General features: G+C 53.8%; 30 protein-coding genes. 3 read left to right on the forward strand and 27 right to left on the reverse strand.

What is annotated here, in order from left to right; all coding sequences use genetic code 11:
• Positions 1-33: 33 nt before the first annotated feature.
• The 3 genes from ACT3TP_RS14875 to ACT3TP_RS14885 form a co-directional block, all read right to left on the reverse strand.
• Positions 34-630, reverse strand: coding sequence for a hypothetical protein (locus ACT3TP_RS14875; RefSeq protein ID WP_444616514.1), 597 nt, complete (start codon positions 628-630; stop codon positions 34-36).
• Positions 631-641: 11 nt separating this feature from the next.
• The gene (locus ACT3TP_RS14880; RefSeq protein ID WP_444616516.1) at positions 642-1,076 is read right to left on the reverse strand and encodes a hypothetical protein; all 435 of its coding nucleotides are present in this window, start codon (positions 1,074-1,076) and stop codon (positions 642-644) included.
• Positions 1,077-1,340: 264 nt separating this feature from the next.
• Positions 1,341-2,987, reverse strand: coding sequence for a hypothetical protein (locus ACT3TP_RS14885; RefSeq protein ID WP_444616518.1), 1,647 nt, complete (start codon positions 2,985-2,987; stop codon positions 1,341-1,343).
• 177 nt (positions 2,988-3,164) lie between these two features.
• Between ACT3TP_RS14885 and ACT3TP_RS14890 the strand changes: the two genes are divergently transcribed.
• Both ACT3TP_RS14890 and ACT3TP_RS14895 read left to right on the forward strand, forming a co-directional pair.
• Positions 3,165-3,623 carry a hypothetical protein gene (locus tag ACT3TP_RS14890; RefSeq protein ID WP_444616520.1) on the forward strand — a complete coding sequence of 153 codons (459 nt, stop codon included), beginning with the start codon at positions 3,165-3,167 and terminating at the stop codon, positions 3,621-3,623.
• A gap of 550 nt (positions 3,624-4,173) precedes the next feature.
• Positions 4,174-4,389, forward strand: coding sequence for a hypothetical protein (locus tag ACT3TP_RS14895; protein WP_444616523.1), 216 nt, complete (start codon positions 4,174-4,176; stop codon positions 4,387-4,389).
• 109 nt (positions 4,390-4,498) lie between these two features.
• Here ACT3TP_RS14895 and ACT3TP_RS14900 read toward each other — a convergent pair whose 3' ends face one another.
• The 24 genes from ACT3TP_RS14900 to ACT3TP_RS15015 form a co-directional block, all read right to left on the reverse strand.
• Positions 4,499-4,795 (reverse strand): Lsr2 dimerization domain-containing protein, encoded by a 297-nt coding sequence (locus tag ACT3TP_RS14900; protein WP_444616525.1) that lies wholly within the window; start codon positions 4,793-4,795, stop codon positions 4,499-4,501.
• A gap of 40 nt (positions 4,796-4,835) precedes the next feature.
• Entirely contained in the window at positions 4,836-5,192 is a 357-nt protein-coding gene (locus ACT3TP_RS14905) for a hypothetical protein (RefSeq protein ID WP_444616527.1), read from the reverse strand.
• Positions 5,193-5,351: 159 nt separating this feature from the next.
• Positions 5,352-5,780, reverse strand: coding sequence for a hypothetical protein (locus ACT3TP_RS14910; RefSeq protein ID WP_444616529.1), 429 nt, complete (start codon positions 5,778-5,780; stop codon positions 5,352-5,354).
• A gap of 19 nt (positions 5,781-5,799) precedes the next feature.
• Positions 5,800-7,374, reverse strand: coding sequence for a hypothetical protein (locus ACT3TP_RS14915; protein ID WP_444616531.1), 1,575 nt, complete (start codon positions 7,372-7,374; stop codon positions 5,800-5,802).
• A 156-nt stretch (positions 7,375-7,530) separates the two neighbouring features.
• Positions 7,531-7,704 carry a hypothetical protein gene (locus ACT3TP_RS14920; RefSeq protein WP_444620897.1) on the reverse strand — a complete coding sequence of 58 codons (174 nt, stop codon included), beginning with the start codon at positions 7,702-7,704 and terminating at the stop codon, positions 7,531-7,533.
• 21 nt (positions 7,705-7,725) lie between these two features.
• A complete protein-coding gene (locus ACT3TP_RS14925; RefSeq protein WP_443452452.1) occupies positions 7,726-8,028 on the reverse strand; it encodes a hypothetical protein in 303 nt (100 codons plus the stop codon).
• Positions 8,029-8,144: 116 nt separating this feature from the next.
• Positions 8,145-9,224, reverse strand: coding sequence for a hypothetical protein (locus ACT3TP_RS14930; RefSeq protein ID WP_444620898.1), 1,080 nt, complete (start codon positions 9,222-9,224; stop codon positions 8,145-8,147).
• A gap of 161 nt (positions 9,225-9,385) precedes the next feature.
• Positions 9,386-10,201 (reverse strand): hypothetical protein, encoded by an 816-nt coding sequence (locus tag ACT3TP_RS14935; protein WP_444616535.1) that lies wholly within the window; start codon positions 10,199-10,201, stop codon positions 9,386-9,388.
• Between the two features lie 12 nt (positions 10,202-10,213).
• Positions 10,214-11,887, reverse strand: coding sequence for a hypothetical protein (locus ACT3TP_RS14940; RefSeq protein ID WP_444620899.1), 1,674 nt, complete (start codon positions 11,885-11,887; stop codon positions 10,214-10,216).
• Between the two features lie 166 nt (positions 11,888-12,053).
• A complete protein-coding gene (locus ACT3TP_RS14945; protein ID WP_443452448.1) occupies positions 12,054-13,127 on the reverse strand; it encodes a DUF4192 family protein in 1,074 nt (357 codons plus the stop codon).
• A 173-nt stretch (positions 13,128-13,300) separates the two neighbouring features.
• A complete protein-coding gene (locus ACT3TP_RS14950) occupies positions 13,301-13,795 on the reverse strand; it encodes a hypothetical protein (protein ID WP_443452447.1) in 495 nt (164 codons plus the stop codon).
• Between the two features lie 169 nt (positions 13,796-13,964).
• Complete coding sequence (locus ACT3TP_RS14955; protein ID WP_443452446.1) at positions 13,965-14,477, reverse strand: hypothetical protein; 513 nt, start codon at positions 14,475-14,477, stop codon at positions 13,965-13,967.
• Positions 14,478-14,591: 114 nt separating this feature from the next.
• Positions 14,592-15,422, reverse strand: a complete 831-nt coding sequence (locus tag ACT3TP_RS14960) for a metal-dependent hydrolase (RefSeq protein ID WP_443452445.1) — start codon at positions 15,420-15,422, stop codon at positions 14,592-14,594.
• A 116-nt stretch (positions 15,423-15,538) separates the two neighbouring features.
• A complete protein-coding gene (locus ACT3TP_RS14965) occupies positions 15,539-15,907 on the reverse strand; it encodes a hypothetical protein (protein WP_444616540.1) in 369 nt (122 codons plus the stop codon).
• Between the two features lie 98 nt (positions 15,908-16,005).
• Complete coding sequence (locus tag ACT3TP_RS14970) at positions 16,006-17,097, reverse strand: FtsK/SpoIIIE domain-containing protein (protein ID WP_444616542.1); 1,092 nt, start codon at positions 17,095-17,097, stop codon at positions 16,006-16,008.
• A gap of 244 nt (positions 17,098-17,341) precedes the next feature.
• A complete protein-coding gene (locus ACT3TP_RS14975) occupies positions 17,342-18,424 on the reverse strand; it encodes a hypothetical protein (protein WP_444620900.1) in 1,083 nt (360 codons plus the stop codon).
• Between the two features lie 331 nt (positions 18,425-18,755).
• Positions 18,756-19,316: a hypothetical protein gene (locus ACT3TP_RS14980; protein WP_444620901.1), complete on the reverse strand. Its 561-nt coding sequence runs from the start codon at positions 19,314-19,316 to the stop codon at positions 18,756-18,758.
• 173 nt (positions 19,317-19,489) lie between these two features.
• Positions 19,490-19,777, reverse strand: a complete 288-nt coding sequence (locus tag ACT3TP_RS14985; RefSeq protein WP_443452440.1) for a hypothetical protein — start codon at positions 19,775-19,777, stop codon at positions 19,490-19,492.
• Positions 19,778-19,997: 220 nt separating this feature from the next.
• A complete protein-coding gene (locus tag ACT3TP_RS14990; protein ID WP_444616548.1) occupies positions 19,998-20,204 on the reverse strand; it encodes a hypothetical protein in 207 nt (68 codons plus the stop codon).
• A 196-nt stretch (positions 20,205-20,400) separates the two neighbouring features.
• On the reverse strand, positions 20,401-20,850 hold the full coding sequence (locus tag ACT3TP_RS14995; protein WP_444616550.1) for a hypothetical protein: 450 nt from the start codon (positions 20,848-20,850) through the stop codon (positions 20,401-20,403).
• A gap of 327 nt (positions 20,851-21,177) precedes the next feature.
• Positions 21,178-21,795: a hypothetical protein gene (locus ACT3TP_RS15000; protein WP_443452437.1), complete on the reverse strand. Its 618-nt coding sequence runs from the start codon at positions 21,793-21,795 to the stop codon at positions 21,178-21,180.
• Positions 21,788-22,117 carry a hypothetical protein gene (locus ACT3TP_RS15005; RefSeq protein WP_443452436.1) on the reverse strand — a complete coding sequence of 110 codons (330 nt, stop codon included), beginning with the start codon at positions 22,115-22,117 and terminating at the stop codon, positions 21,788-21,790. Before ACT3TP_RS15005 ends, ACT3TP_RS15000 begins: the two co-directional genes overlap by 8 nt.
• A 215-nt stretch (positions 22,118-22,332) precedes the next feature.
• Positions 22,333-22,623, reverse strand: a complete 291-nt coding sequence (locus tag ACT3TP_RS15010) for a hypothetical protein (RefSeq protein ID WP_443452435.1) — start codon at positions 22,621-22,623, stop codon at positions 22,333-22,335.
• Between the two features lie 88 nt (positions 22,624-22,711).
• Positions 22,712-22,915, reverse strand: coding sequence for a hypothetical protein (locus ACT3TP_RS15015; RefSeq protein WP_443452434.1), 204 nt, complete (start codon positions 22,913-22,915; stop codon positions 22,712-22,714).
• A 260-nt stretch (positions 22,916-23,175) separates the two neighbouring features.
• Here ACT3TP_RS15015 and ACT3TP_RS15020 point away from each other — a divergent pair, with 260 nt between their 5' ends.
• Positions 23,176-24,135 (forward strand): hypothetical protein, encoded by a 960-nt coding sequence (locus ACT3TP_RS15020; RefSeq protein ID WP_443452433.1) that lies wholly within the window; start codon positions 23,176-23,178, stop codon positions 24,133-24,135.
• The last annotated feature ends 39 nt before the right edge of the window (positions 24,136-24,174 follow it).

The following is a 24,174-nucleotide window of genomic DNA, read 5'->3' on the forward strand; positions in this document are numbered from 1 at the left end:
TTTCAGTTCTGAAGGAAGGTGCCAATCTTCGGGTTAGCTGTTTGCATCCCAGACCCCAAGCAAGCGAGGGTCAGCCCAAGCCTCATCGTTCTGGAAAGTGTCAGGCTGGTCGGAGTAGTTGTTCAACGCATCCTGGTTGATCATCAAGCGAATCAGACCTGCCTTCTCAAGGGATTCCAGCAAAGTGGTCTCGTTCTCAGGATTCAGCAGGACGATGTTGCCACCTTCGGGAAGAACCGTTGCCGAATATGGCTCATGCAGAGTTGCAACTAAGAACAGAGGGAAAGGCTCGTCGCGAGTCCATTCCTTGAGCACCGTAGGAAGCCCACGTTCCCCGAAGATCGCATTCAACTGGCTCTCGGTGTAGTTGTCCTGGTCGAACCCCTCGGCGCTGGCTACCGCCCCAGACTGAAGCTGTGCGCAGGTGACCTCTGCAAACGACTGCAACTGCTCCTGAGCATCGGCATCGTTCAGTGCGTCATATCCGGGCATGAAGAACGTGAACAGGTCGGTTCGCGTATCAGCGAAAACAGTCTTTTCGACACCATCTGCGCGGGTGATCATGGCAAATGGGAATTCTGCTCCGTCGTTGTGAACCAGGATTTCGTTCTTTTCAGTAACTTTCAACATGAGTGTTTTCCTTAGCTGTTAAGTTTAGTGGTGAGCGACTGAAGAACTGCTTCAGAGGCCTTTAAATAGTTCTTGGCCGAGTTCCCGGAGCCGATATGGATGTATTGGTCTTGGCTGGTGGCCTGATCGCAAGGCTGGTCTTGTTGGTGAACGATCAGCGCACCTTTGGAACGGAACCAGGGCAGGTAGGTCGTGAGCCTCAACTTGTCGCTGACGACGAATCCCTCATCAGGCATCGGGCACACAAGATTCTTTACGGCCTTCGGCAATCCTTCTGGAACTGGCTGTGTCGGATCAAGGAACGCCTGGGCAACTTCGATGGGCCATTCCTCTCCGTGGATCGTCTGCGAATGAACCCACGCACGGTCTACCGCCTGACGGTAGTCGGCACTGTGTAGCTTGGCAGTCGTTGCATTCCAACCACACTTGGCCAATTCTGATGCCACAGTGACTTGCTCGGCTGGGTGAGCTAAAGCGTAGGCTTCAGCGAACCCCTCCAACCGGAGATGACGTTTGCCGGCCCGGATTCCAATTGCTTCTCCGAGTAGGTTAGCGTGATCCTGAGTGCAATGGCATAGACAGATGATGCTATTCATTGAAACAGCCATTCATCCCTCCTCATCCTTGAACCTCATCCCTGCTGGAAGAGATCGCTTGTACCTACACTGTGTGCCACTGGGGAGAAAATCCTTCGCCCCGCAACCGGCCAATTAGACCCAGCTCAACTCAACTGCTTCCTCGCCCTCAGTTGTGCGGACAATCCGCGTCTTCGGGAGAGTCTTACCAACCGGCAGGTCAGTCACGGAAGAAACTTTGAGCCACATCTGCTGATCTAGCTTTTCACCGCTGACCTTTCCGCTCAGAGAACGCATATTGGCGACAAGGTTCGAGTCGCGGATACGCAGGCCGGTGCCTTGAACACCTTCATCTTTCGAGTTCGGAGAGTTCAACCGACCAAGAACCTCAACACTGCTAAAATTCTTGGTCAGATGAAGCATCTTTGACAGCGGTGGCGCTCCATGATGCGAGGCATGCAGGACATGGCTCGGCAAGGAACGGTAGAGGTTCCCTGCCGTCTGCCGGCCAACCCCGCGGAAACCGTAGTGGTTATTCTTCGAGTCCACTTCATAGATGTGGCCATTCTCCAACGCCTGGACAGCAGGACGCGTCCAACCTGAATCCTTCGTTACATGGTTGACAGTCTGGGAATCCCAGACAGTCAAAGGCGAAGCTGAACGTGGCGAAGCTGATCCGTCCTTGCCTCTATAGAGCGTCGAACCCTGACGCTCGGCCACAAGGGAAGCACGTTGGCGGGCGCTTCGCGTTGCCGAAGCACCAGTTCCCTTCAAGGTTTTGTGGAACCCTGGGCAACGGTGCGGTTCCTTGGCCGAGGTGAAGCGTTGGCACTTTTCGCACTGCTGAACGGGGGTACTGCCAGTGCGCTTTCTGATCAGCTCGTTGTAGACCTTTCCCGGAGAAGAAGACTCCAACAACTGTCGATAAGTTGCTGGGTCAATGTTGTACCCATAGTGTCGGCCATTCATCTCCATGACGAGTAAACCACTGGCACGGTTATAGGCCACCCCGGAAACAAATGAAGACCCATTAGGCAACGGATGAAGAATCTTGCCTTCAGATGCGTGCATCTGCCGACGACGCTCAGCCCAATCAACATTCTGTAGGGCATTGCCAATACGGCGCGCTTCCAGCGAAGCCTGAACGGACTCGGAAATGTGTGCCGATAGGGCTTCGTCTTCCACTCCCATGGCAGATACGTGCCATCGTCCAGGCGCAGACTGGGTAACGTGCACGTCGCACTCTACTTCGTTGCCCTGGTCGTCCTTGTAGCGCACAGGCACCGCCATGGTCACGTCATTGTTCAAGGCGCTAGCACGGCGGATTGACGTAACGGAAGGCATCCTGATGGAAGTACCGCCACCCTCGTAGGTGCGCCTATGGGTCATGCGAGTACCACCGTCGCCACGGCCTGGGGTCATGTTCGGGGTGGCGTTGTTGGGCATACGCATAACCGAACGATTGCGCTCACCATATTCGCCTAGAGTTTCGTGCTTATCCCACCAATCTCGGGCTTCACTCTCTTGAATCTTGTCGACGGAGATTGCTGGAACGTAGCCCTTGGAAGCAAGAAGATCCGCTCGTTCCTGACCAAAATCGGGATTGATAGTCAGGGTCTCGGGCTGAACGGTCGGCTCGGGATCGGCAATGGTCTGGGTACGGGTATCGTCCGTTGCGGTCGGAGCCGACTGAATCAGTGACACACTCGCCTCTGCTTGGCGACCGAATGTGTACTGTCCGCCTTCTCGCACACCACGTTGAACTCGGCTTTGATTACTCATGTTTATAGATGTGTGCGAAAAAATGCAGGTGTGGCGACTCTTGGCGAAAAAACTTTAGAGAATTCTCGAAACGATCTGGCACCCTGGGCGTATCCGCAACGAAAACGTTCCCAAATGCCACACATTATGAGTGCACGGCGGTCAACACAGAACCGCCCACCGAGAACGGAAACATTCATGGCACTGACCCTACGCTTCTCGAAAGATCTTGTAGACGGGCTGAAAGAAGTTCTTTGCATGGCCGAACGAGGAAGAAGCGACTTTGGTTACCAGGCTCAGTTCGGAGACTACAGCGACCAAGACAAACAGATCGCAGACGAAAAGTGGAAGAAAGCCAAAGATGCAATAACGTCAATTCGAACTCAGCTCGACACGCTGACTGAAGATCCAATTTTTGATGCCGTCGAAGAGTTCACCGAAGTCACCCGTTACTGGGTCGAAGACGACATATGGCAAAAGACCTCCTGCAAAGAGGCTGAGTCCTCGGCGGACCTATTCAGAATCATGGGAAAAACAGAGGACGCTTCATGGGTTATCCGCACCCATGCACAATCAGATACCGATGAAGAAGACGCACACCACCACATATACATGGAACTGCAAGCTGAGAAGCTAGTGAAAGCCCAAGACGGTTAGCCTCATCTGAACACAACAACGGTGGGCATCAAAATTGATACCCACCGTTGTTTTTGCGTCTAGCGAGAGACGATGTACCGCTTAGCCCAGGATTCCAAGTCGGGCCAGTCGTAGTAAGCCACCCAGCTGTCAGGAGTCTTTTCCCGCACGTCGTATGAAGTCGGGAAGGTTTCATCATGCCCTCGCGCGGTTTCAAATGCTTCGCGGGTTATGCCCAACAAGGACAGCCTAGAGACGGCTTCAGTGTGGTCAATCCTATTAAGATCAATGTTCATTCGTGCCTCCGTTTCGGTGGTTATATTTCCTCCACACTTGGAAGCCTACGAGTGAAAAATTGGAATGTCCTTGGGTCAGGGTTATTTCTCGCTGTTGGCGCTCAACCGCACAGCAATTCCATAGAAACGGGCTTGTCCTAGAACCATGGGGAAACTAAAGGCGCGACCCGCTACGCCGAAAACTTCTCTCCGCCAGACACACATGGTCAGTGAGCGCCGGTCACCCGGACAGGCGCACCGCTCGACAGAGCACCAGCCTTTGAAAGGTGAGCACCATGGCACAAACCACAACCCTCCCAGCAGGTATCACCGGCTTTGAACCGGTGCCTTTCGGTGAGAGACGCTGGAATGGCGCGATTTGGGCCGACGAACAAGTCGATACGTACAACCGAGAGCTGAAGAGGATTCAGCAACGCCACGAAGCTGGATTGGGCGTGCAGAACTTGGTGAACGGTCTCTACAACCTGGCTTACGGTTTCGACCACTGCTAGTCGCCCACATTGCCAGCTAGGCCTCCCACCCAACCAAGGGTACGGGAGGCCAGTCCTTTTAAACCAAGAGACCGCCACCAGTCAAAGTGGCGGTCTCAGAAACTCTCAACTAGCGATTCCGATACAGCTCGATGATGCGCTTAGGCAATCGGCCCTGAGGGCTGAGGTCATGTCCGTTGGCCTCAGCCCATTCCCTGATTGCTTTACTCTCCATTGCCCGTGTCGGCAGATTCTTAGCGCTTGAGGGCTTTCTGCGGGCAACGGTCAGGAACTTGCCCAACGTTTGTTCCATGACGCTTTTCTCTTCGTAGGTCACGTCAATTTCGAAAGTCTCGTCTCCAACTGAGAATTGGAGGACTTCTGCGTCTCGCTTTCCGCTAAGGTCGGAAACTCGGATCATTGCCATATGGGAAAACCGTGAGTCTTTCTGTTGTTGGCCGGAGGAACTAAGAATTGAAGTTTGTGACGAATTCTACGAAGCGACCGATGAATTCCCAAATGAAACCGAGGAACCCGAGGAAAGCTAGAAGAGTCTGTTGCGGGAACATCAGAAAGAGGCCGGGAATAACAGCGAAGAACAAACTGATGCCTGCTTTCTTCCAGCCTTTCTTCAAGCTGAAAAGTGCGCCACAGGCAGCCAGGATGACCCACGCGAGGCCGACAACGAACACTGCGTCTTCGGTCTGCGGATCAGAGGCGATGACGCTATTCCACATTTCGTTGAAGGTTCTCTCGACCTTCTGTCCGGTCTCGCCTCCGTTGACAGAAGTAGAAATTAGTGCGCTCGCGCCATTCATGGTCACAGGCTCCCCTTTTAGAAGTTGATTGTTTCTCAATTCCCATCATGCCGGTCTGTGGGAGTTGACTCGTGCACAACATTCTTGCCTGGCTTTAAACGGCAAATCACTACCGTGAGAGCGCCCCAAACCAGTGTCAGGAACGGCCCGTCTCAGCGCACATATTTAGCCCAGCGCCTGCGTAAGCTTCAGGCGAGTCTGGTCATCTACAGCGCCGAACTGTTGCTCCACGAAATCTATGATCCTTCGAACCTTGGCATCATGAAGCATTGTCATCCCCTCCCCCATATCTACCGGCAACTCAGCGTGCTCGCGGGTGAGCACTTGAGGTTCCACATCTAGGAAGCGAGCCAGGGTGGAAAGGAAAGAATAGGAGGTGACCAGGTACTTAGAGTTTCGAACCTTCCACCAAGTCGATTTGCTGAGCTTCTGATCTTGCTCACTGAAGAACGTGGTGGCATCTGCAAACATGCGCTGATCGGAGCCGTCGTGCTCAAGCTCGTAGGCTAGCGCCAGCAATGCTTGTACGCGATCCCCTTGGGTTCGCGCGGAAATGTCTACCGCAGTTGAATAGATTCGCGGTTGTCTAGGCATTCAAGCCGCCTTCCTTTACTTAGTTCTTCACGGTATGCCCGCCCAGGACACCGAGAATGAAATTTCTCATGTCTTTGTCGGCAGATGTGCCTCGGCTCATTCCCGTCAACCCGCCATATTCTCCACCGAACAGCGCCTCTGTGCCTGTAGACATAATCTCGGTATACCCGCCGAAACCATAGACTTTGCCCATGTACCGGCTGGCGAAGTGATCGACGCGCGCTTTCTCTCTTGGTGTGTGCCGATAGATGGGAACAAGTGGTTCAAGTCGCCCATTAGGCAACGTTGTACGCCTGGTGCGGAATTGGTTCTCTAGGTGATAGATGCCAGGAACTACGTCTTCCATCCGGTGAGTGAATTCATGCGTGGCCACGGCGACCGCACCGGCTTGCCCATCTACATAGGAGCTTTCCTCGTTCATAGTGAGCGGAGCGGTCAGCCCGTCCTGGCTCAGCCGTGCGGGAATGTAGTGTGCGCGCCTGGTGCTCATCTTGGGAACCAGGGGGTTTCCATGGGTGTTTGAGCGTTCGACCCATTCAGTTGGGAAGTTTTTGGTTGCTTCGTTCAGGTACGAAATGGCTTTCTTCTGTGCACGCTTACCGGTCTGTGCCGTGCCTCCCATTGGTCGAATCTCCGCAAGCGTCTGCCGGTACGCGTCACGCAGTTTAGTGTTGTTCACTTTCAGAGTCGGGTCGCTAAGGTCGGCCGACTTTACCCTCCACTCCAACCGAGATGAGATGCCGTCCATGGTTGCATGACCACGGGAAGCCACCAGACCGTCTTTGATTTCATTGCGGATGCGCATGGTGTCTTTACGAAGGCGTTCTGCTTCTGCTTCAACATCAAACCCGGCTAGAACGTCCGCTCGCTTGGCTAGTAGAGCACCGAAAGCGACAGCTCCCTGCTCTCCGCCCTGGGGGTCATTGATGTTGCGAATGAGTTCTTGGTACTTAGCGGTCAAATGAGCGGGAACAGGAACGCTACCGTCGTAGTTCTTTTCAGTAATCTCCGCCGTGGGTACTCCGCGTTCCGAGAGCGTTCCACTGCTGGTCTCTGGCGCAGGGGGTGGCTCTGGGGCAGGAGAAGGTTTCACCACATCAGGCCGTGGTGGTTTCGGTGCCGGCGCTGGCTTCACAGGTGCCGGCTCCGGCGCTGGCTCGGGAGCTATGTCGGCTGGTCTTTGTCGCAGTTCCTTCACGTAGGACTGACCATCGAACTTGTATCCGGCTGAACTCAAGAACCCAGCTGACTGTTCAGGGGTGTCAAAGTCTTCCAAAGCGTTGGGGTGAACCTTTAGCTCAAAGAATCCATGTTTTCGCGCCTCTTCTTCGAGCATGGCCAAACCGTCAGTGAGATGCTGATCCTCGTTGGCGGACATGAAATTGACCTGAAACTGGCCGTCACGACCCGTCAGCACTCCGTCGACCATGAGGCCGTCAAACTCGTTCAGAGTCTTCGTTAGGGTTTGGTTCATCTGATGCTTGTTGTTGATCAGGCTGATGCGGGCTTCATTGGAGCGCATGGTGGCGTACTGTCCACCAGCACTTGTGCCTTTCGGTTGCCGTGCACGCCATGACGAATCGTTTCTGTCCATGCTTATAGATGTATGCGAAAAATAGAGGCTGTGGCGAATTCAGGAGAAAAATATCGAAAACTGTCCTCAAAAAATCGTCAAGGAACTTCGGAAACCAAACCAGCGTAGAGCTAGACCAAACGATTTTACGATGAACGTTGAGGCCAGTCTTTAGCGCTAATCAGTGGAAGCGTTCTTCGGAGCTGGTGAAACCAGACCTTCTGGATGTTCAAGAATCTTTTGAACTGCCCATCGTTTAAAGTCCTGGCGTACATCATGCTTTTCGATTCCGTAGAAGCTGGCCCATGCTTCAGGGTCAATTTCCACGGTCAGGCTAATCTGAATTTTCATTTTCGGCACCCCAAAACTGGACTACGAGTTGATTTCTTCGTCTTCACTACTGAAGGCCTGCTCTACCACCTCTTCGGGTATCACCACGAAGAACGCTCGCCCTGGCTCGTAGGATGCCAGTGCACCAGCAATACCTAGTGGGGTCGTCTTGTTAGCGCCAACGTTGATTGCGCCGAGGCGGACAGTCCATCCGTAGACGGCGTACATGATCGCGTTGGCCACTACGTCGTCGTCGCCTCCAAAGTAGCCGAGTGCAGTATCCCACCAAGCAACTTTTCCGTCATCGAATTTAACTACATGAGTTGCGGTCTCCGGGTAGTCCATGATTTCTCCTAAATTTGAGTTGTTCGTTATTTCAGCCTAATTGTGTGCCGACAGGAAAACCTTCATCCCCTCTTCAAATAGATCCTGGCGATACGTTCCATGTGTGACAGGAGGGGTTAAAACTTCGTGACTTTCCGCGCATTCACTGTTCCCAGTTCCGGGTCGCCCTTGATGAAACCGTCGATCCACTTCAGGCGGTGGTCTTCCATAGTGGCGTACCACTGCTTGCGCCAGTGCCCTCGTACCCAATGCTGACGCTGGACAGTGCCTCGCACGCCGTCTAGTTCATACTGTGCGGTCTCAGGCTTGTGCAGTGACATGATCGTGACTGGGCGTTCCTTGGTGTAAGTACGCTTCCCTTTCTTGCGTTTGGCGACGGCCACGGCCTTAGTAATGGAGCTAGTGCGGGGTGACTGGGAGATAGCATTCAGGGCGCGTAGGTAATTGATGAGTCTCTGCGAGCTGGTCTTTGGTTCGTCCTCAACCAGGTCTAGAACGATATTATTGATCAGGCCAGTGCTCAGATAAGAAGCTGTTTTGGCGATGAATTCTTCAGTCCGGGCACGTTCTTCAGCCGAATAGCCCTCGAACGGAATCTCAGTGAATACCTGCTCCGACCCATCAAAGTAGGTGGTGAGCGAGACCAATTTCTGCCCTTGCTCTACAGGCAGTTCCCAGGCAATTGCGCGCACTGGAACGATTTCCTCAGGCGGGAGGTCGGTGAAAATATCCTCGAACATCCTGGTCGGGTTTTGGAAGAAGACGATGCCACGTGGTGCGATCAGTTCGTCTTCATGAAGCACGCCAGGAGGTGCGCTGAGGCTGGATGCAAGCACCATATCGGCGGTCGGGTCATCCAGGAAGCCGATGAGAACATCATCAGAAGCCCAGAAATCAAGGTATCTTTGAGCAGTACTGCGCGCAGGATCAGTACCTGGGGGGAAGACGAAGTTACCCCGTGAAATCAGCTCAGCCGTAGTCAGTAATGCATAAGGCGATTGGTACAGCTCGCGCATACGTTCACACATGATGCCAGCATCCTTGGCTGACCAGCGCGTGTGATGTTGCCAAGGCGACAAGGGCTTCTCTGAGGTGCCACGGCGTGCATCAATGACAATTTGAGTGACACTCCGCGGATCAATCGAAAGGTTCTGAATTTCAGGACTCTTGGCCAAATTCTGGCGAATATCGGACATTAGTTTTTCCGGCACCTTTCGGGTGGGCTAGTAGTTGTTCACTTCTATTGTGTGCTGCCAGTACGACAAATATTTTCCTGCCCCATTCCTCGAACTGGATTAAACAACAGCCGGGGCACCACGAAATTCGTAGTGCCCCGCCCTTTCAGTGCTTCAAGAAGTTAGTCGAGAAGTACTGACCGAACCTTGAGCTTGTAGTCGTCGTACTCTCGGCGCAGTTTGGTCTTGGCTTCTTCCGCCTCTTCGTTCTCCCTTTTCAGCTCCTCCGTTCGAGCTTCGAGCGCACTCACCCGTTCCGTAAGCCTGATGATGGTCTTTTCCCGTTGCGCCTGCTCTTCACGGGTCTTCTTGGTGATGCCCAGAACTCGTTGAATCGCGTCGATCTTCTGTTCGGCGCTCATCTCATCGAATGCCGAGGGTTCGTTCTCTTTAGCGGTTGGAGTAGGCAGGCTGGCTTGTATCTCTGCCGACGACGGAGGGTCAAGCTGATCCCGTGGATCTTTCTTTTCATCACCAGCGGTCTCGTCGGTGCTTTCCTGGTCGGAGCCAGCTTCCGTGTTGAGTGTTGGCAAAATATCGGAGAGCAGTGGCAGTGAACCGCTATTCTCCTGCATTTCATCGACGGTGGACAAGCAAGCCTCAGCGTACTGCTCAGATCGTCTTAGGTAGGGCATGCGCTGATCCGGGCCGGGGAGGAAGGCCTTGATCATGAGCTTGAATACCCGACGGAAGTCATCCCCCTCTTTGATCGAGAAGGTTTTGCCCTTCTCAGTCATGGAGGTCACACGGAATCTCTCTTCAGCAACTCGCTCAATCGGGCAGTGTACCGAGCAGGCAAAGATGAGTAGCGCGTAGGTCTCCCGGCTTAGTTCCCGAGGATAGATGCGGAACTCAGAGGACTGCTCACTACACTCTTTGATCGCTTTCGCGACCAGTTCTTTTGGGGTGCGTGTGGGTTGGGTCGATGGTTGTGCCAATGTGCTGTCCTCTCAGTTCGTGGATTTGTTGTCAAGGTGCGGGCCGATATACCCGATGGTGATTTGTCCATTGAATGCCCAGGTGTCTTCAAAATGGAGCCGTGGGGAACGACCTCGCTTGGTCGCCAAAGGCACGTGGGCATACATGAGCATTTGTCCTGAAGGATCAACTTCAGCAGGCACAGGAAAAAGCCTTTGATCGCGCATCTTGCCATTCTGCTGAACCGTGTTTGATTCCTGGGCACTGATCTGTCTAATGCGCATGTAGAATCCATGCTCGGTATTCCGCTGGTATTGGAAGATTCCACCATCAAATTCTTTGCCGGTTCGAGCCTTTGCATAAGCGTCAAAAGTGCGCAGTACTTCCCAAGTTTTCTGGACTACGCTTTCGCCCAGATCGCTGAAATCGTCCAGTTCTCTGGTAATTTCCTCATTGCCACTGAAGTGCACACCAGGCAATTCGACCATTCGTTTCAAAAGTTCATCGAAGCTCTCGGGCGGAGCGCTCTGTTCTTCTGGGGCCGGCTCGATGTACGCATCTTGATCGCCAGTACTCCACAGTTTGTGCCTGAGCCTTTGGATTTCACTATGAGCGCGGTCTAGCTCATCCTGTTTGGCAGAAATCTCGAAGTTCAGAATGTCAGTTTCGTCCAACAGTTCCCTGTTGCTTTGCTCGATTTCCTCCGTGAGCGCGCGAAGTACAGCGTTCTCTGTATCGGAGGCATCGAGCAGTTCGTTGAGTTCGGTGTTTTCGTTTTGAAGATTGACTGTTTCGACGGCCTGTTCAAAGACCGATGATTCTTGTCGGTGACGGACAGGCTTGCGGAATTCAAGGTCTGCACGGCGTAGAGTGTCGGGAAGTTCAACGCCGGCCAACTCCTTGATGAGCGAACGGCGAAGCAAACGGTTGAGACGATGAGAAGCCTCCGAATAGATGCGGTGCTTCTGCATGATCCGGTGGGCATGCCCATCGAGCCGGTTGTCGAGGTCAACCGAGGCTTTGTAGGTTCTGATGCTTCCGGGCGCTATTCCGTGGGCGTTTCCCATCCAGGAGTTGAAAGCGTCGAGCTTTTCGCCGGCAACCATATGGATGCTGGTCAACCCGTGCATACCTTTCAATACGTCATGAACCGTACCCTGCCAGCGTTCCGGGGTTTGGTCTTCTGGCGGGGTGGTGACAAGAACCATCCCGCGCCGGTTCTCATCCTGGATGGTGTTGAGAAGTAGGTCTAGTCCTTCCGCCGTTCGGACAAGCGAGTGTCCAGCAGAAAGGGGGGAATCTCCGTCATGGAAATCAACGGCTTTCAACAAGGGCTGAATGAAAGCAGGCGTAGTCGTATCACGTGGCCTGTCGCCCCCGTAGCGCGATTTTTCCAGTGGTGGAAGTATGTCTGCGAGCACCCACACTTTGTCGCCTTGAGAAGTGACTGTGATGCGTGTGCGCGCGGTTTGATCTAGCCCGTCTTCTTGCCAGTGTGCTTTTTCCCATTCCTCGGTAAGGAGCCAGCGGTAGGCATTCGTGCCGTCCTCCATGACGCGGTACTGATGCCGGAGGGTCTGTCCTTTGGAGTTTTCCGTTCGGGCATCTGAAGCGGGCAGATCGTCGAATTTTCGAGACCTGAACCAGTTCTCGAAGATTCCTATTATTTTTTGCTCAGCGTCCAGAGTGGTTGTGGACGCGAGCATTCTAAATCCAATCAAAATGCTCCAAAAGTTTAATGTCGTACCAATTCATTTTTATCAGCTCTGGCGGACGTTCTGGAATTGCCCATCGACCAGGAATCTAAATGAATTGGTGGGGCAGGTGCTTAAGCTTGCGCACCTGCCCCACCAATGCCAGTTTGGTTAGGCTCTACTGGCGGAAATTCGGTCGCCAAGCCCTATATTTATCTTCCACCCAATCAGGAACAAAACCTGACTTCATCAGTCGCTTGAGCAGGTTGGCCAGGCTGTAGGTTCCATCCTCAGAGAGGGATTGCCTAATCAACGGCATCGCCAATGATCCACGGCCACGCGCCCACTCGATCCAAGCGATCAAGCTCATGATCGCGTGACGTTCATCTTGCTCGGCACCACCCACGAGCAGACGCAATACTGCATCAAGCCGGTCAATCCGTTCCCAATTTGGTGTGAAATTACCTTGGCCCAGCAGAAATTGTGCAAAGCAACTCTCTACGCCTGAACTCACCTCTGCGTAGAACTGGTTCATCGCGGGTTCTCCCAGCCCTGCAAGGACCGGAAGCATGTCGCGCACGACCTTACTGTTCAGGCCGTGTAGGAGCTTCACGCAGTTCTCTTCATCCGTGAGGATGGTCGTTGGGTCAGCCTGCTGTAGCACTCCAATCCATGCGCCGAAGTGATCCGGGAGCTGATACTCCGCGTCAGCGACCAAAGCGCGAACACGGTCGATGTTCCCCCACCGTGGAACGTCAGTGGCGTTCCATGTTTTCGGCTGTGGCGCGGAGCCACCGGCGACTAGTTGAACGCTGACAGGGTGGAACTTGAGGTTGCTCAAATCCACGTTCATGTACTCATCTTCCGAGTACCCGAACACCTCGTCATCCACTCCATATGCGGTGATCACGTCAACAGCGTAGGACTCTAGAGCTTCTACGAGTTTGTCCATGAGCTCCAAGTAGTGAGCGCTAGAAGCATGGTCGCCGGCAGGAACGTAAACGATAGGGATGACGCGGGTGATGCTGTCCAGACGACGTGTCATGGCGGAAGCTTGGTCAGCCCAGGTGCTCATGTTGTTCTGCGTGTGGCAGAGGTCTATGCGCATGGTGGCTTCAAGCGTGGTGCCGGAAAACATCAGGAGCACCAGTGAGTCTTTAGGCTGAAAGCCAAGTGCGTGCGGGATGTAGGCGAGGATGCTCTCAGCATCGCGCAACGAGATGGGATTCTCGTTTTGATCAAAGTTGGTCACTGCCTGTTCCTCTCATTAGGAAACTTTTGTTCGGACAGCCCCAATGTGTGCCAGCAGGAAAGAAAAATTTCTTTCCTGTTGGATCGTTTTTCATTCTTGGAAATTCAGCACGACTTCCAGATACACGAAACGGCCACTACCCTAGCGGGGCAGTGGCCGTCTCTAATCAGAAGCTAGTTCGCGCGTTGGCTGAGAGACATGAACGCAATTACGACAATGAGAATAACTCCAAGCGGAAGCAGGACAACCGAAGCGATCAAGGACTGAATCAGGAGCGACAAGCTGATGACGATGGCTCCGATGAAGCACAAGACGACGAACACGCCAAAGATAACCCAGCTAGTCCAGTCATCGACCTCGGATTGCTTCATCAACCACCGGGAGACAAATGCGATCATCACAAAGATGATGAACATCGTCCACACGCCACCGGCAGACTCCGCCCGGTTCATGAGGACAAACGGCAAGACCAAAATAGCGCTAACGCTGGAAAGGCACAGCACACCGAATCCCAGCTTGCTGAAGAACCTAGCGATAGGGCTGAACGGCTCAACTTCCATGAACCAGTTGAATGCCATAACCATTAACGGGAGGGCAAGGGTCAGACCAACCATCATGATCACGCTTGACCATGAGGTGAGACTCGTATCGACGGTCTCTACGGGCATGGGCGTAACATCGAATTTTGGAAACATCGGGCAACCTCTTTCATAGGTCGGGAAACTCGAACACTCACTATGTGTGCGCAGGGAAGAAAAATTCGGGCTGTTCGCGGGATGAAGACTAGAGCTGGTGGTCACCGCCAGCCAGACCGGTGTCCACCAGCTCTAGAAGCGACTAACGCCTGCTGAAGATCAACAGAGCGGTAACCACGATCAGACCCACAGGGATAGTAGCCAGGTATGCACCCAGATTACTGAGCAGGATACTCATGCTTACGAAAAACGCGGTGAGCAGAACCAACCCGGTATAACTTCCGCCGATGATCCAGCTCACGCGGGAATTCTCCGTGATCTTGTGCATCCACCAGATGAAAACGAGTCCGATCAGGGAGAACCCGAATGCGAGCCTCCACGCGTCACTAGGGTATTCAACTCCCTCGATCAGCCGGATAGGCAGTACCACCGCGAAGAAAACACTGATTGCCGACAGCAGACCGCTGATGCTCTTAGAAGCCCATCCTGCGGAAGGATTACTGAAAACCGAGTCAATGAACCAGCCGATCAGTAAAGGTGCGAGGTACAGCGCGACAGTTGCGCCGAACATGAGCAGGATGACTGGCCACGTGAACAAGGCAGGGTCAGCAGACTCCGTGAAGCTCTCAGGGAGAACGGTTTGAAACAGGGGCATTGTCTTTGGCCTCTTTCTAGGTCTTGGGAACTAACAAGGCCAATGTGTAGCTAGCCCCCAGAAACTTTCGTTCCGGTCACGGGCGTTCAAATACTTTTCTTGAAGCACCCGGTTTTAGCGGAAATACGATTGCCCTGTGGCCACCAAGGCTTGAAGTACTCCGATGACCGCATACAAGGAGACCGGTATTAGTAGGAGCCATTCGCGTATTGAACCGGCATTTCCTAGCACTGGGATAGCTAGGTAGCCGTTATCCATCCAGCACTTGTTCAGCCACGGGGTCTTACGCACTACCGCTGGTGGCTTCCACGTGGCAGGCCACAAAAGGTTGCATCCGCCTGTGGTCATCATGTCGCCTAATAGGTGAACGACTACGCCGAGGGCGACACAGTACGCGAACCAGCGTGGTTCCCCGAAGTCATTGATCGCTACCAGGGCACCAAAGACCACGCCGATTCCCCAGGGAGACTTACGCCAAGAATCAGGGATGATCCGAAGTGCCTTGCAGGCGAAGCTAATGAGGATGACCGACATGATGCCGGCACCAACATTCACGGCTCCCCAGCCGTCTACAATCGTTGTGGCGAAGCTAGCTCCAATGGCGATCAGAGTAAAAAACAAGATGCCGAGGATCGAATGAGTGCCATGCCGATGCCCGCCAGAAGCCTTGCCCAGCACCCGGCACAGGATGTTTGAGACGGGAGGCAGTGAGTGCGCGATAGTCGCTGAGTGATGGTCAGCATCCGGCAGAAGTGCTGATCCTGCGCAAATGAGTGCGCCCAGGACTACTCCGAATCCTGGTACATCGAGCAAATCCAGCCCTAGTTGCAGGGTGACAGGGTTCCAACCCATTTTCTCAGTAATCAGGTCGAGTGGAATCTCTACACTGCTCGTCAGAGCCACCCAGGCACCAGCGCCACAGGCAGCATGGTGAGCGCCCATCATAGGCTTAACTCCTTAATTCTATTTTGATGACCAGATCGAGGCCAATCAATTCCATTATTTCTGACTAGACGGACAGGGTGGAGCATTCATGGGGTTGGAATGCCCCACCCAAACGCTTAGGCGTTGTGCCAGCGCCGTGCGCGACCGATGACGACTTTGAGTGCCCTAACGGCATCTACGCGACGGGCGAGGCTACCGTCAATTGCCTTGAAGTCCTCTCCGATCCCGTCAGCGAGAGAACCAGCTAAGGCTGGTTCGGCCTTGCTTGCCGGGTTCTTCGGCGCGATCACCGGCAGAACGTTGCCTCGTAGGCCACCCTGTTGGAACCGAATGGCCACGGCTGAATCGTCGAGCCGGAACGTCACGTCCACCTCACCTTTAGAGGCCAGCCACCGTTCCAGGTTGGCCACCACGTAGTTATAAATAGCTTCAGCGGTGGTTTTTTGCGTCTTGCCTTGGCAGATTGGCCGGTACAGTGTGCTCATTAGTTCCTCCCAGCACATCAGCCCCTTTTTCGCGGGGCATTGTTGATACGCCTTCAAGGTGTGCCGGGAGGTAGGGAAATGAATATCCGAACTGAGGCCTAAACGTCGTAGGACATGCGATCAATCCACCAGTCGCTGTGCCCGTCTAGATCGAGCCTCTGGCGGTCACTCAATGGCTGTAGCGAGGATTCGAGCCATTCAATCTGTTCATCGTCAAGAGGAGGCCACATCATAACCTGCTCAGATTCACCCGAAGAGGGAATGAAAGCACCATGGCCTACATTCATCGGGGCTAAGAATGGTCGTCGGTCGGCCTGATTGAGCGTTAGAAGATGTGCTTCGTTAGAGGGCACACGACCCATGATGAGCCGTGCCGACTTCTGCACGTAGTCGGCCAATTCTAGCGCCATGGTCGAATGGATTCTCTGGGTAGCCCCTGCAACAGAAATCGCGACCGAATGACCCGCCCGCACAAGGAAAGACAAGATTTCGTTCATCTCAGAGCGCCAAGCGTTCTCACCCATAATTTTCTGATCATCAGAAGACGGGGCAAAAGGCTCGGGTGTCTCTGGAACTGGAATTACCTCAGTCAGAGAGGACAATTCGTCAATGATTAGAATATGCCGACGAAGCTCCAACCCATAAGTCTGCTGCACGCTTCTGGGAAGCTCGTGGAAAGACGAAACGCCATGGTTCGATATCAACTCCTGGCGACCAAGTGCCATATCCTTGAGCGCCCGTAAGAGCGCAACAGCATCTTCAATGGAACGCGCTACGCCTCTCGCATGTGGGTCAGCGAACCTAAAAGCGTCCGGCGATTTCAAAGAAACAATCGAGAGTTCGGCTGAGGGAACGGAACGCAACGCGCTGTAGGCAAGGTTCTGTAGAAAGACGGTCTTCCCATTGCCAGTGGGCGCAACGCACAGGAGGTGATCGTTGTCTTTGAAATTCCAAGTCACGAAGTTGCCGTAGGTCTCGTCCAGCCCCAAGGGCAGGCCAGAGCCGAAAGTTCCTTCATGTGGGAAGCGACGCTCAGTTAACTCAGTGGCTCGTGAGGCAGAGGGTGCAGTGACTGCAAGAGCCAAGCGTTCCTCGATCTGAATCTTGGCCTTACGGAGTGCTTCGGTGTACTTTATGCCCAATTCATCCTGAATGGATAAAGCAAGTTTACGCGTGCGTTGAGAAGTCATGACGATTTCCTTTTGCCTGCGTGCGGTCTCCCTGCATCCAACGGCACGACAAAGGAACCATGAAGAAGCTGGCCGTCAGCGTTAGAAGCTTGTCCTCGAATGCCAGTGAGCTAATGCAGGTAGCTCGGTGGCTCGGAGATAGGCGAGACCATTCACCTGTTAGACCCAAATCTATCAGATATTGGGTGGCGTTAACTGAGTGGGGTAGGTTGCCGGCGCGCAAATTCCCCGGCACCCAATAGACCTAATCCATGTACTCGGCCAAGGCATAGAGTGGCCGTATATCTCCGAAATCGACCGATTGGGTAAGAATCTCAGCACGGTTGAGGTCAGCTTCAAAATGGTCATCAAACCAACCCAGAAATTCCTTGTCTCCCCACTTTTTGGAACTGAGGATTCCGACGCCGGCTGGAATCGGGTAGGTCAAGAGGGAAGTCTTATCAGGATGGTGAAGCAGGGTTCGGCGGGCTAGGTGGACTCTATCGCCCAGAAGGATGCGCGCAGATTTCCTAAGTAGGGCCGGAATAGCGGGAAACTCGCTGTCTTCATTAAAAAGGTCACTTTCGCAGACGACGGAGACCTTGGCCTTCTCTCCGTGCACAATGATGTATTTCAACAACTCGTTCATCTCTGCCCGCCAAGCATTCTCCTGGATGATCTGATCCCGGAGCTTCTTGAACTCGGACAACGGGGTTTCTCGCGGAACAGCTACTGGGGTTAGCAATTCCAAGAGATGGCTAATAAACAATACGTGACGACCCTGATTGAAGTCCTCATCGAATAGGGCCTCTTCCGGGGGAAGCTCTGGCGAATAGACAGCATACATTTCCTGAATCTCGATACGGTCAATCACTGATTGCCGAACAGCCCTGAGTACTGCTACGGCCTCTTGGAGGGTGCGTGCGACAGCTTTGGCGAAACCGTTAGCGAAAAGGTACTCGCGAGAATCTGCGATAGCGATGATTGATGCTTCGTAGCACGGGCGGAGGCGTAGTACAGAAAACGCTAGGTTCTTCAGTAGGGTCGTTTTGCCAGAATTGGGGCTTCCTGAAATCAAGAGATGAACTTCTTCGTCGAAGTCGACCCTGGCCAGGGCACCAGTGTCCTTGTGAACACCGAAGAAAACCTGAGAAGTATTGTCGCCGTGCGTTTCCTCGTAGTCATAAGCAACTGCATAGCTGTGTGAGTGTTTCTTAGGAGGAACCAGATCCGTGGGAGGAAGACTCAGCCCCACTGACTGTTTGGCCTCACGCAGGGCGAGGCTATAAGGAACCCCGGTCTGCCGTTGAATTTCACGGGCAAGTTTAGTGATGCGGGTGGAAGTCATAATGATCCCCTTAGTCTCAACGCGCGCTCATCCCGCATATAACCGCACGGCTAAAGGAAACCATGGAAATAATCGAGCCGTCACCTGAGGCGCTTGTCCTCGAATGCCGGCAGATCAATGCGGGTGATCCGGTGGCTCGGAGACGGGCTGGGCTATCAGCCACTTTTAAATTAGCACAATGGCTCGCTAATCCCCATGAATTAGCGAGCCATTGTCTCTTCGGTCGGTCAGCTCTCGTCGTCCTCGCCGTAGCGGATAGCCTCAAAGTCCTTTTCGGTCATGGCCACGTGGGACAAGTGCTCACCCCCATCAGGGAAGTCGTTCTCGCACTCTACCGAATGATTTCGAGCCTTTTCGACCCCATGCGTACACGCGGAACAAGTCGCCCAATACCGAAGTGGTTGTCCACCATCTCTGCGAATGACTCATACCAGTACATGCCCTCACCGTCCGGGCTGACACCCCAGTTAGAATGCCAGTGCGGTTCTGGCTCGGAACGACGTTCGGGCACCTCATAGACCACCCATGGCTCTAGCTGGGTTAGCGCTCGGCGCTCCATCGCGTCAGCCTCTGCGCGGGTTAGCCCCGGCTCAAAACCGCTGGCGCTGACAGCTTCCACGCCCTCAGCGATAGCCTCATTCACACGCTCCCGATCTGTCTCAGCAAGGTCAGTGAAGCGCTTATTGGCAAGCACGGCATTCCATGCGTAGTCCATCGCCATTTCGGCCTTTTGTTCGGTGATTTCATAGGCATCAGGATTGAAGTCTTCCTTTGCCCATAGAATCCACGGCAACAAAGCTCCGCGTTTTTCTGCAATGCCCTTGATCTTGTGTCCAAGGTTGGCGAGCTGATCGACGTTCAGTTCGTCGAGTAAGTCCAGAATCTCGTTCATGGTTTCTTGGTGGGCAGTCATACTGATTGTTCCCCTTTCGCTGGGAAGGTTTGCTCTTGCAATACCTATGTGTGCCGGCAGGAAAGGAAAAATTGCGGGCATAGGAATAGCGCTCCCTACCCGATGCGGTTAGAGAGCGCTAAATGTTTGCGAGCTGGCCTGCTCCCTCATTTTTAGAGGTTCTGAAGCATATGCCGTTTCTCTTGCTCGATTCTCGCTAGATCAATGTCGAAGTGCTTCGCGAGAATCTTTTCTAGCGGTTCCGACGGGGGCACGAACTGTGGATTGGAGAAGCCTTCATAGGTCACGTAGTGCCCGAGCTGGTATTCGGTGGCCTCAAGAAAGTCAGCTATCGCCTGTGATTCCTTGGTGATTTTGGCTAACTTCTCGTGCTCCGGGTACTGAACCAGGCGGGTGTCTTCTGCCGTGGTGGCCTTTGAATCATGGTTAGTAGTGCTCATGGGGTTCCTCTCGATGGAATTCCGGGGATCATGAATCTATCTTTTCCTTGGGTGCTACCAGTATCACTTGCGACTGGATCTGGAAATGGAGAGAGGCCACATCCAGGGCACTCACCATGTGTGCCGGATGGGAAAGAATTGTTTGAGCATTGCAGGGGATCATCAGCGCTTGGGGTTAGTCGTGGTCGCTTCTAACGAGTGCCAGAAGAGGAAAGGAGTACTAGCGGGTTTCTTTGTAAGCCGATGGGGATTTCTCCCTCCCTGTGCGCTTCTGAGATGCGAAAGACTCCCCCGATTCGATCATCGCCTTGTTCTTGGCCGACTGTTGTTCAGCCCAGGAGGTATCCCACTTGATTGGCTTCTTCGCCTTGATTGCTTTCGTTTTACGGGCGCTCGGTTTCTTAGGTGCACTCAATTTGGCCTCCACGACGGGCAGTTCTTCCTGGATCTATTCTGCGCCAGGTGTTCACCTAATTCTCTGAAATCACCGCCGTATAAGCCAGTCATGCACGGCTGTAAACGGAACATTGCACAGAAGAGGGGTGCTCCCCGAACCAACTGGTTCAGGAACCACCCCTCTTCCCTGGAAAACTTAGCGTCAGTACGCCACCGATTCTTCCAGCTCATCCGGTGCCGGTATCTCCGCTTTCGTCCTCTTCTAACTGAAGTTGGCCGTCTCGGATTTGCTGTGCCCGGTACTTGGCATAGTGCACGGTAGCAGTCACATAGTCCTGCTTTTTGTCGTATCCGACTCGGTGGAATTCCTTCTCCGCGAGGATGAAATCGTACCAACGATCATCCTTGCCAGCCCCTCGGAGGATCGCATCGTCGATGTGCTCAATGGCCTGCACGTAGGATTCCAGCTCCCTCGCCCGGGCTTCCTGTTCGTGAAGTTCCAAAAACCCTGCCAGGTGCGACAGATGAGATTCTTCATCCAGGTGCTCTCCATAGCCCCAGCCACAGGTACACATCAAGAAGACGGCGGTTTGGTCATAGCAAGCGGAATGCTCCCGAAGCACGCCCAGGATGGTCTCGTCCGCCTCGCCGTCTAAGCGCTCAGTTTGTTCATTCATCGTCATCCTCTGTCTTCTCGAACTCGATGGTGTCTGTTAAGTCCAAGTGAGCACCTTCGTGGTCGCGTGGACGCTGGCAATACAGACCCCCCTCGGCCGAGAACTTCCCGCACTCCGGGTTAGGGCAACCGTGCCAGTCTCCCTGGTGCTTTGCGCAGAAGTACTGCCCGCATCCGTACTCTGTGTCTGGATCGAGTCTTGGTGACTCTCCGCAGAGGTAGTCCAGTCCACGGTTGATTACGACTGAGCAACCAGGCTTATCGCACTCTGCTGTCACGGTGTATCCAGCTTCGCGACCGTCGTTCAGGAGGTATTGTCCGTATCCCATTAGTTCACTCCGTTCTGGTGGTATCTGCATGGTGCCGGCTCTCCGCAGGATTGGCACACAGCGATTGAATCGTTAGCTTTCTCCCGCCACAGTTGCACGGTTCTGGCCGACCTGTGCAGGGGTTCTCTGAACGCGGTTCGTTGGACGGCACTGGTCAGGCCTGCCACGAAATCAAGGGTCATTGGTTCCGGGGCAAGCTTCGGTGCCTGGTGCTTGATGCGTAGCCGGTTTCCAGCTTTGGCCATCAATCCCCAGCCTTCAGGCAGTTCGTCAGGCCTGACGATGCTCTCATCCGGCACAACCAGAAACCAGTAGGTGCAGAACCGTTTGATCCGTTCGGATTTGGCAGGGTCTTTCAGTTCGGTGAGCCAGTCAGCGCGGGATACTTTCACTTCGTGTCCGATCAAGGCCTGCTTGGTGGAGTACTTGTCCACGGCAATGAAGTCTGCGATGGAGACTATGCGCCCGAGGTTTTGGGTGCTTCGGACGTGCTCGGCTCGCACGTACCGGTCAGCGATGGTGCCCCGGCGTTCGGTGTTGTACCGGAGGGTCAGGAGGTTGAGCATGTCGCGCTCGGTGTACTTCACACCAGGCGTTTCAAAGAGCTGATCAGTCATCAAGGCCGCCGCTCTTTTGTTCCTGGGTGCGAGTTTGTTCGATTGCCCCATTGAGCTTGCTCAAGCGCCAGCCGGAAAATGGCCTGTAACCAAGGAGCGCGACGAATGCACCGGCCAAGACTGAAATCTCCCATACGGGCGAATGGCCAGATCCGCCTTTGAGGTATCGCGCCGGTGCGAGTGAGAGAGTTCCCGACAAGGCCAGGATGATCATGGCCGTACCCGCGATGGAGATGAGCAACGCGATAATCAATCCGCGACTGAGGCCATAAGCCTCAGTGTGGCGCTCCAACTCGCAGAGGCTAGTGTTAGTGGCGTTCATGGTGTCCTTCCGTTCTGAGAAGTTTTAGTGCGCACAATGTGTGCACGAGGGAACAGAAACTTTGCACCGCGGACTCTCAGAACATTTTGCTTCCCATCATGCCGGTCTGCTCGAAGCCACCCTGGCTTATTTCAGTCGTCCTGCCAGTCAGATGGTGTGGATGTGTCCTGCCCGAGGTGGCTAGGGCAGGACACCACAGGATAATTCAGAAGTGCTTAGTTCGTCGCAGGGAGCCTGAGCCGTCGCATGGCTTCAGCCACCACAAGTTGCTGTCCAGCAACGTCTAGTTTGGTTAGTTGGGAGGAGGTTGCAACTAGCGCAAGCATATTTGCTGTCCGTTGTTCGAATGCCAGTGCGAGGGTGGCCTCCGTGTTGCGGGTTAGCTCAGAAAGGATCGCTGTCGTGTCAGTTGGGCCGTTTTCAGCGATGAATTTCTCGTTGGTTGTCTCCGGGGTGGCGAATTGTGGGCCTTCGAAGAAGTGCGGGTTTCCAGGTAGGGAACTCATCGGGTGGTGTCCTTCCGTCATCGATTGGATAGGAGAATGCCCCGCCCCCCCATATGGAGTAAGAGAGCGGGGCATTCGAGCTGGGTTCTTAGCTTTTGCTGTTGCCACTCAGGCCAAGGCGCTTAGAGATTTCCTTGGAAACTTGAGCGCCGTAGCGCTTGGCGTAGTCTTCGTCAGCCATGAGCGCGATGAGGCTGGCAGTACGCTGTTCGTATGCCAGGGCAAGGGTGGCGCGGGTTTCGTTAACGCCGTCCTTCATGTTTGCGTATGGGTTGCCGGGCAAATCAGACATAGGTTGTCCTTTCGTCGGTGCGATGGGTTGTTCCAATCCTCTCAGGAATGGTGCGCCGACAGTGTGTGCTGGCAGGAAACAGTTTTTCGTTGGCTCCCGGTGCCGTTGCTAGGCTGGACTTACAACCGCTCACAGTTGTTAAACCATAGAGTTAACCGTATTTATGGGCAGGAATACAGCATTTTTCCCGTAAATACGGTATTTTTTTAGGTAAGACCACCAGGAACGACCTGGCCGGAACCATTCGAGGAACCAAAGTCATGCGCAACAAAACGTACAAGGCGATGAGCATCATGGCCGTAGCCGGCCTACTGCTAACAAGCTGTACCAGCAATGACGCACCAAACAACGGTGAAAACCCTCAGACCGAAGAAAAAGTCGACCTGTCTGGCTTCCCAGAACTCACTCCAGACCAGGAATCCACCAAGTTCCACCAGACCTTCGCCTACAACGCCCCCAACGGCACGGCCCGACGGGCCTCCATGACCATCCAGGAATTCCCCAACGGTGGATACATCATTGAGAAGGTCAGGAAGGGCTTCGTCGAACGGTTGGCAGAGGAAAACAACGGCAAGCCAGCTTCAAAGTCCGCAGTAGAGAAGAAGACTCAAGAGTTCCTCAAGGAACAAGCCGACAAAAACGACTACTTCACCTCAGAATTCCGCGTCGACAAAATCAAAGACGGCCAAGACGAAGATGAAGCGTTCGAGGCAAAGAACGAGATTTACGTGCTGGTCAACCAGGCATGTACTCAGTCAACATCGACCAGTACGATTGATCCGCTGTTCAACATCCCCTATGGAAACGGATGCTTGGTATCGAAAAGCCCAGGGAGCATCAGGGATTCCTCTTTCCGCGAGACTGCGAGCGAATGGGAAAGTGAGATAAGCCCATTCAATTACGGTGATTCAAGCATCAAAACTGACTACGTTACGGTTGCCGGTGGAGGCATGGAATTCCCTATATCTGATACGTCAGACCCAGCAGAGTACGCTTTCGAACAGGTATTTGCTGTTTACGACCGCGAAGGTGGCGGTGAGCCGATTGCGAGCCTTCCGAACTTCACCTGCGAGCCAGGAAGCGCTGGTCAAGCGATCTTAGATGCTTTCAAGACTGAATCAGATGCTCGGGGTGGCGTAGCCAAGAGGTACATGATGTTCGCCCCTGAAGGATCGGGATGCACGATGCAACCAGTGCCTTCAGCTTCAGAGAATTCTTAATTAGTAAAAACTGTGGCCAGGAACCGAATAGTTCCTGGC

It is taken from the genome of Glutamicibacter sp. AOP38-B1-38 (assembly GCF_052377485.1).
In the GTDB taxonomy this organism is placed as follows: domain Bacteria; phylum Actinomycetota; class Actinomycetes; order Actinomycetales; family Micrococcaceae; genus Glutamicibacter.

Coding starts and splice junctions, on each gene's coding strand:
- ACT3TP_RS14875 (WP_444616514.1), bottom strand. CDS start 630: ATGTTGAAAGTTACTGAAAAGAACGAAATCCTGGTTCACAACGACGGA.
- ACT3TP_RS14885 (WP_444616518.1), bottom strand. CDS start 2,987: ATGAGTAATCAAAGCCGAGTTCAACGTGGTGTGCGAGAAGGCGGACAG.
- ACT3TP_RS14890 (WP_444616520.1), top strand. CDS start 3,165: ATGGCACTGACCCTACGCTTCTCGAAAGATCTTGTAGACGGGCTGAAA.
- ACT3TP_RS14895 (WP_444616523.1), top strand. CDS start 4,174: ATGGCACAAACCACAACCCTCCCAGCAGGTATCACCGGCTTTGAACCG.
- ACT3TP_RS14900 (WP_444616525.1), bottom strand. CDS start 4,795: ATGGCAATGATCCGAGTTTCCGACCTTAGCGGAAAGCGAGACGCAGAA.
- ACT3TP_RS14910 (WP_444616529.1), bottom strand. CDS start 5,780: ATGCCTAGACAACCGCGAATCTATTCAACTGCGGTAGACATTTCCGCG.
- ACT3TP_RS14915 (WP_444616531.1), bottom strand. CDS start 7,374: ATGGACAGAAACGATTCGTCATGGCGTGCACGGCAACCGAAAGGCACA.
- ACT3TP_RS14920 (WP_444620897.1), bottom strand. CDS start 7,704: ATGAAAATTCAGATTAGCCTGACCGTGGAAATTGACCCTGAAGCATGG.
- ACT3TP_RS14925 (WP_443452452.1), bottom strand. CDS start 8,028: ATGGACTACCCGGAGACCGCAACTCATGTAGTTAAATTCGATGACGGA.
- ACT3TP_RS14930 (WP_444620898.1), bottom strand. CDS start 9,224: ATGTCCGATATTCGCCAGAATTTGGCCAAGAGTCCTGAAATTCAGAAC.
- ACT3TP_RS14940 (WP_444620899.1), bottom strand. CDS start 11,887: ATGCTCGCGTCCACAACCACTCTGGACGCTGAGCAAAAAATAATAGGA.
- ACT3TP_RS14950 (WP_443452447.1), bottom strand. CDS start 13,795: ATGCCCGTAGAGACCGTCGATACGAGTCTCACCTCATGGTCAAGCGTG.
- ACT3TP_RS14955 (WP_443452446.1), bottom strand. CDS start 14,477: ATGCCCCTGTTTCAAACCGTTCTCCCTGAGAGCTTCACGGAGTCTGCT.
- ACT3TP_RS14960 (WP_443452445.1), bottom strand. CDS start 15,422: ATGATGGGCGCTCACCATGCTGCCTGTGGCGCTGGTGCCTGGGTGGCT.
- ACT3TP_RS14965 (WP_444616540.1), bottom strand. CDS start 15,907: ATGAGCACACTGTACCGGCCAATCTGCCAAGGCAAGACGCAAAAAACC.
- ACT3TP_RS14970 (WP_444616542.1), bottom strand. CDS start 17,097: ATGACTTCTCAACGCACGCGTAAACTTGCTTTATCCATTCAGGATGAA.
- ACT3TP_RS14975 (WP_444620900.1), bottom strand. CDS start 18,424: ATGACTTCCACCCGCATCACTAAACTTGCCCGTGAAATTCAACGGCAG.
- ACT3TP_RS14980 (WP_444620901.1), bottom strand. CDS start 19,316: ATGAACGAGATTCTGGACTTACTCGACGAACTGAACGTCGATCAGCTC.
- ACT3TP_RS14985 (WP_443452440.1), bottom strand. CDS start 19,777: ATGAGCACTACTAACCATGATTCAAAGGCCACCACGGCAGAAGACACC.
- ACT3TP_RS14995 (WP_444616550.1), bottom strand. CDS start 20,850: ATGAATGAACAAACTGAGCGCTTAGACGGCGAGGCGGACGAGACCATC.
- ACT3TP_RS15000 (WP_443452437.1), bottom strand. CDS start 21,795: ATGACTGATCAGCTCTTTGAAACGCCTGGTGTGAAGTACACCGAGCGC.
- ACT3TP_RS15005 (WP_443452436.1), bottom strand. CDS start 22,117: ATGAACGCCACTAACACTAGCCTCTGCGAGTTGGAGCGCCACACTGAG.
- ACT3TP_RS15010 (WP_443452435.1), bottom strand. CDS start 22,623: ATGAGTTCCCTACCTGGAAACCCGCACTTCTTCGAAGGCCCACAATTC.
- ACT3TP_RS15015 (WP_443452434.1), bottom strand. CDS start 22,915: ATGTCTGATTTGCCCGGCAACCCATACGCAAACATGAAGGACGGCGTT.
- ACT3TP_RS15020 (WP_443452433.1), top strand. CDS start 23,176: ATGCGCAACAAAACGTACAAGGCGATGAGCATCATGGCCGTAGCCGGC.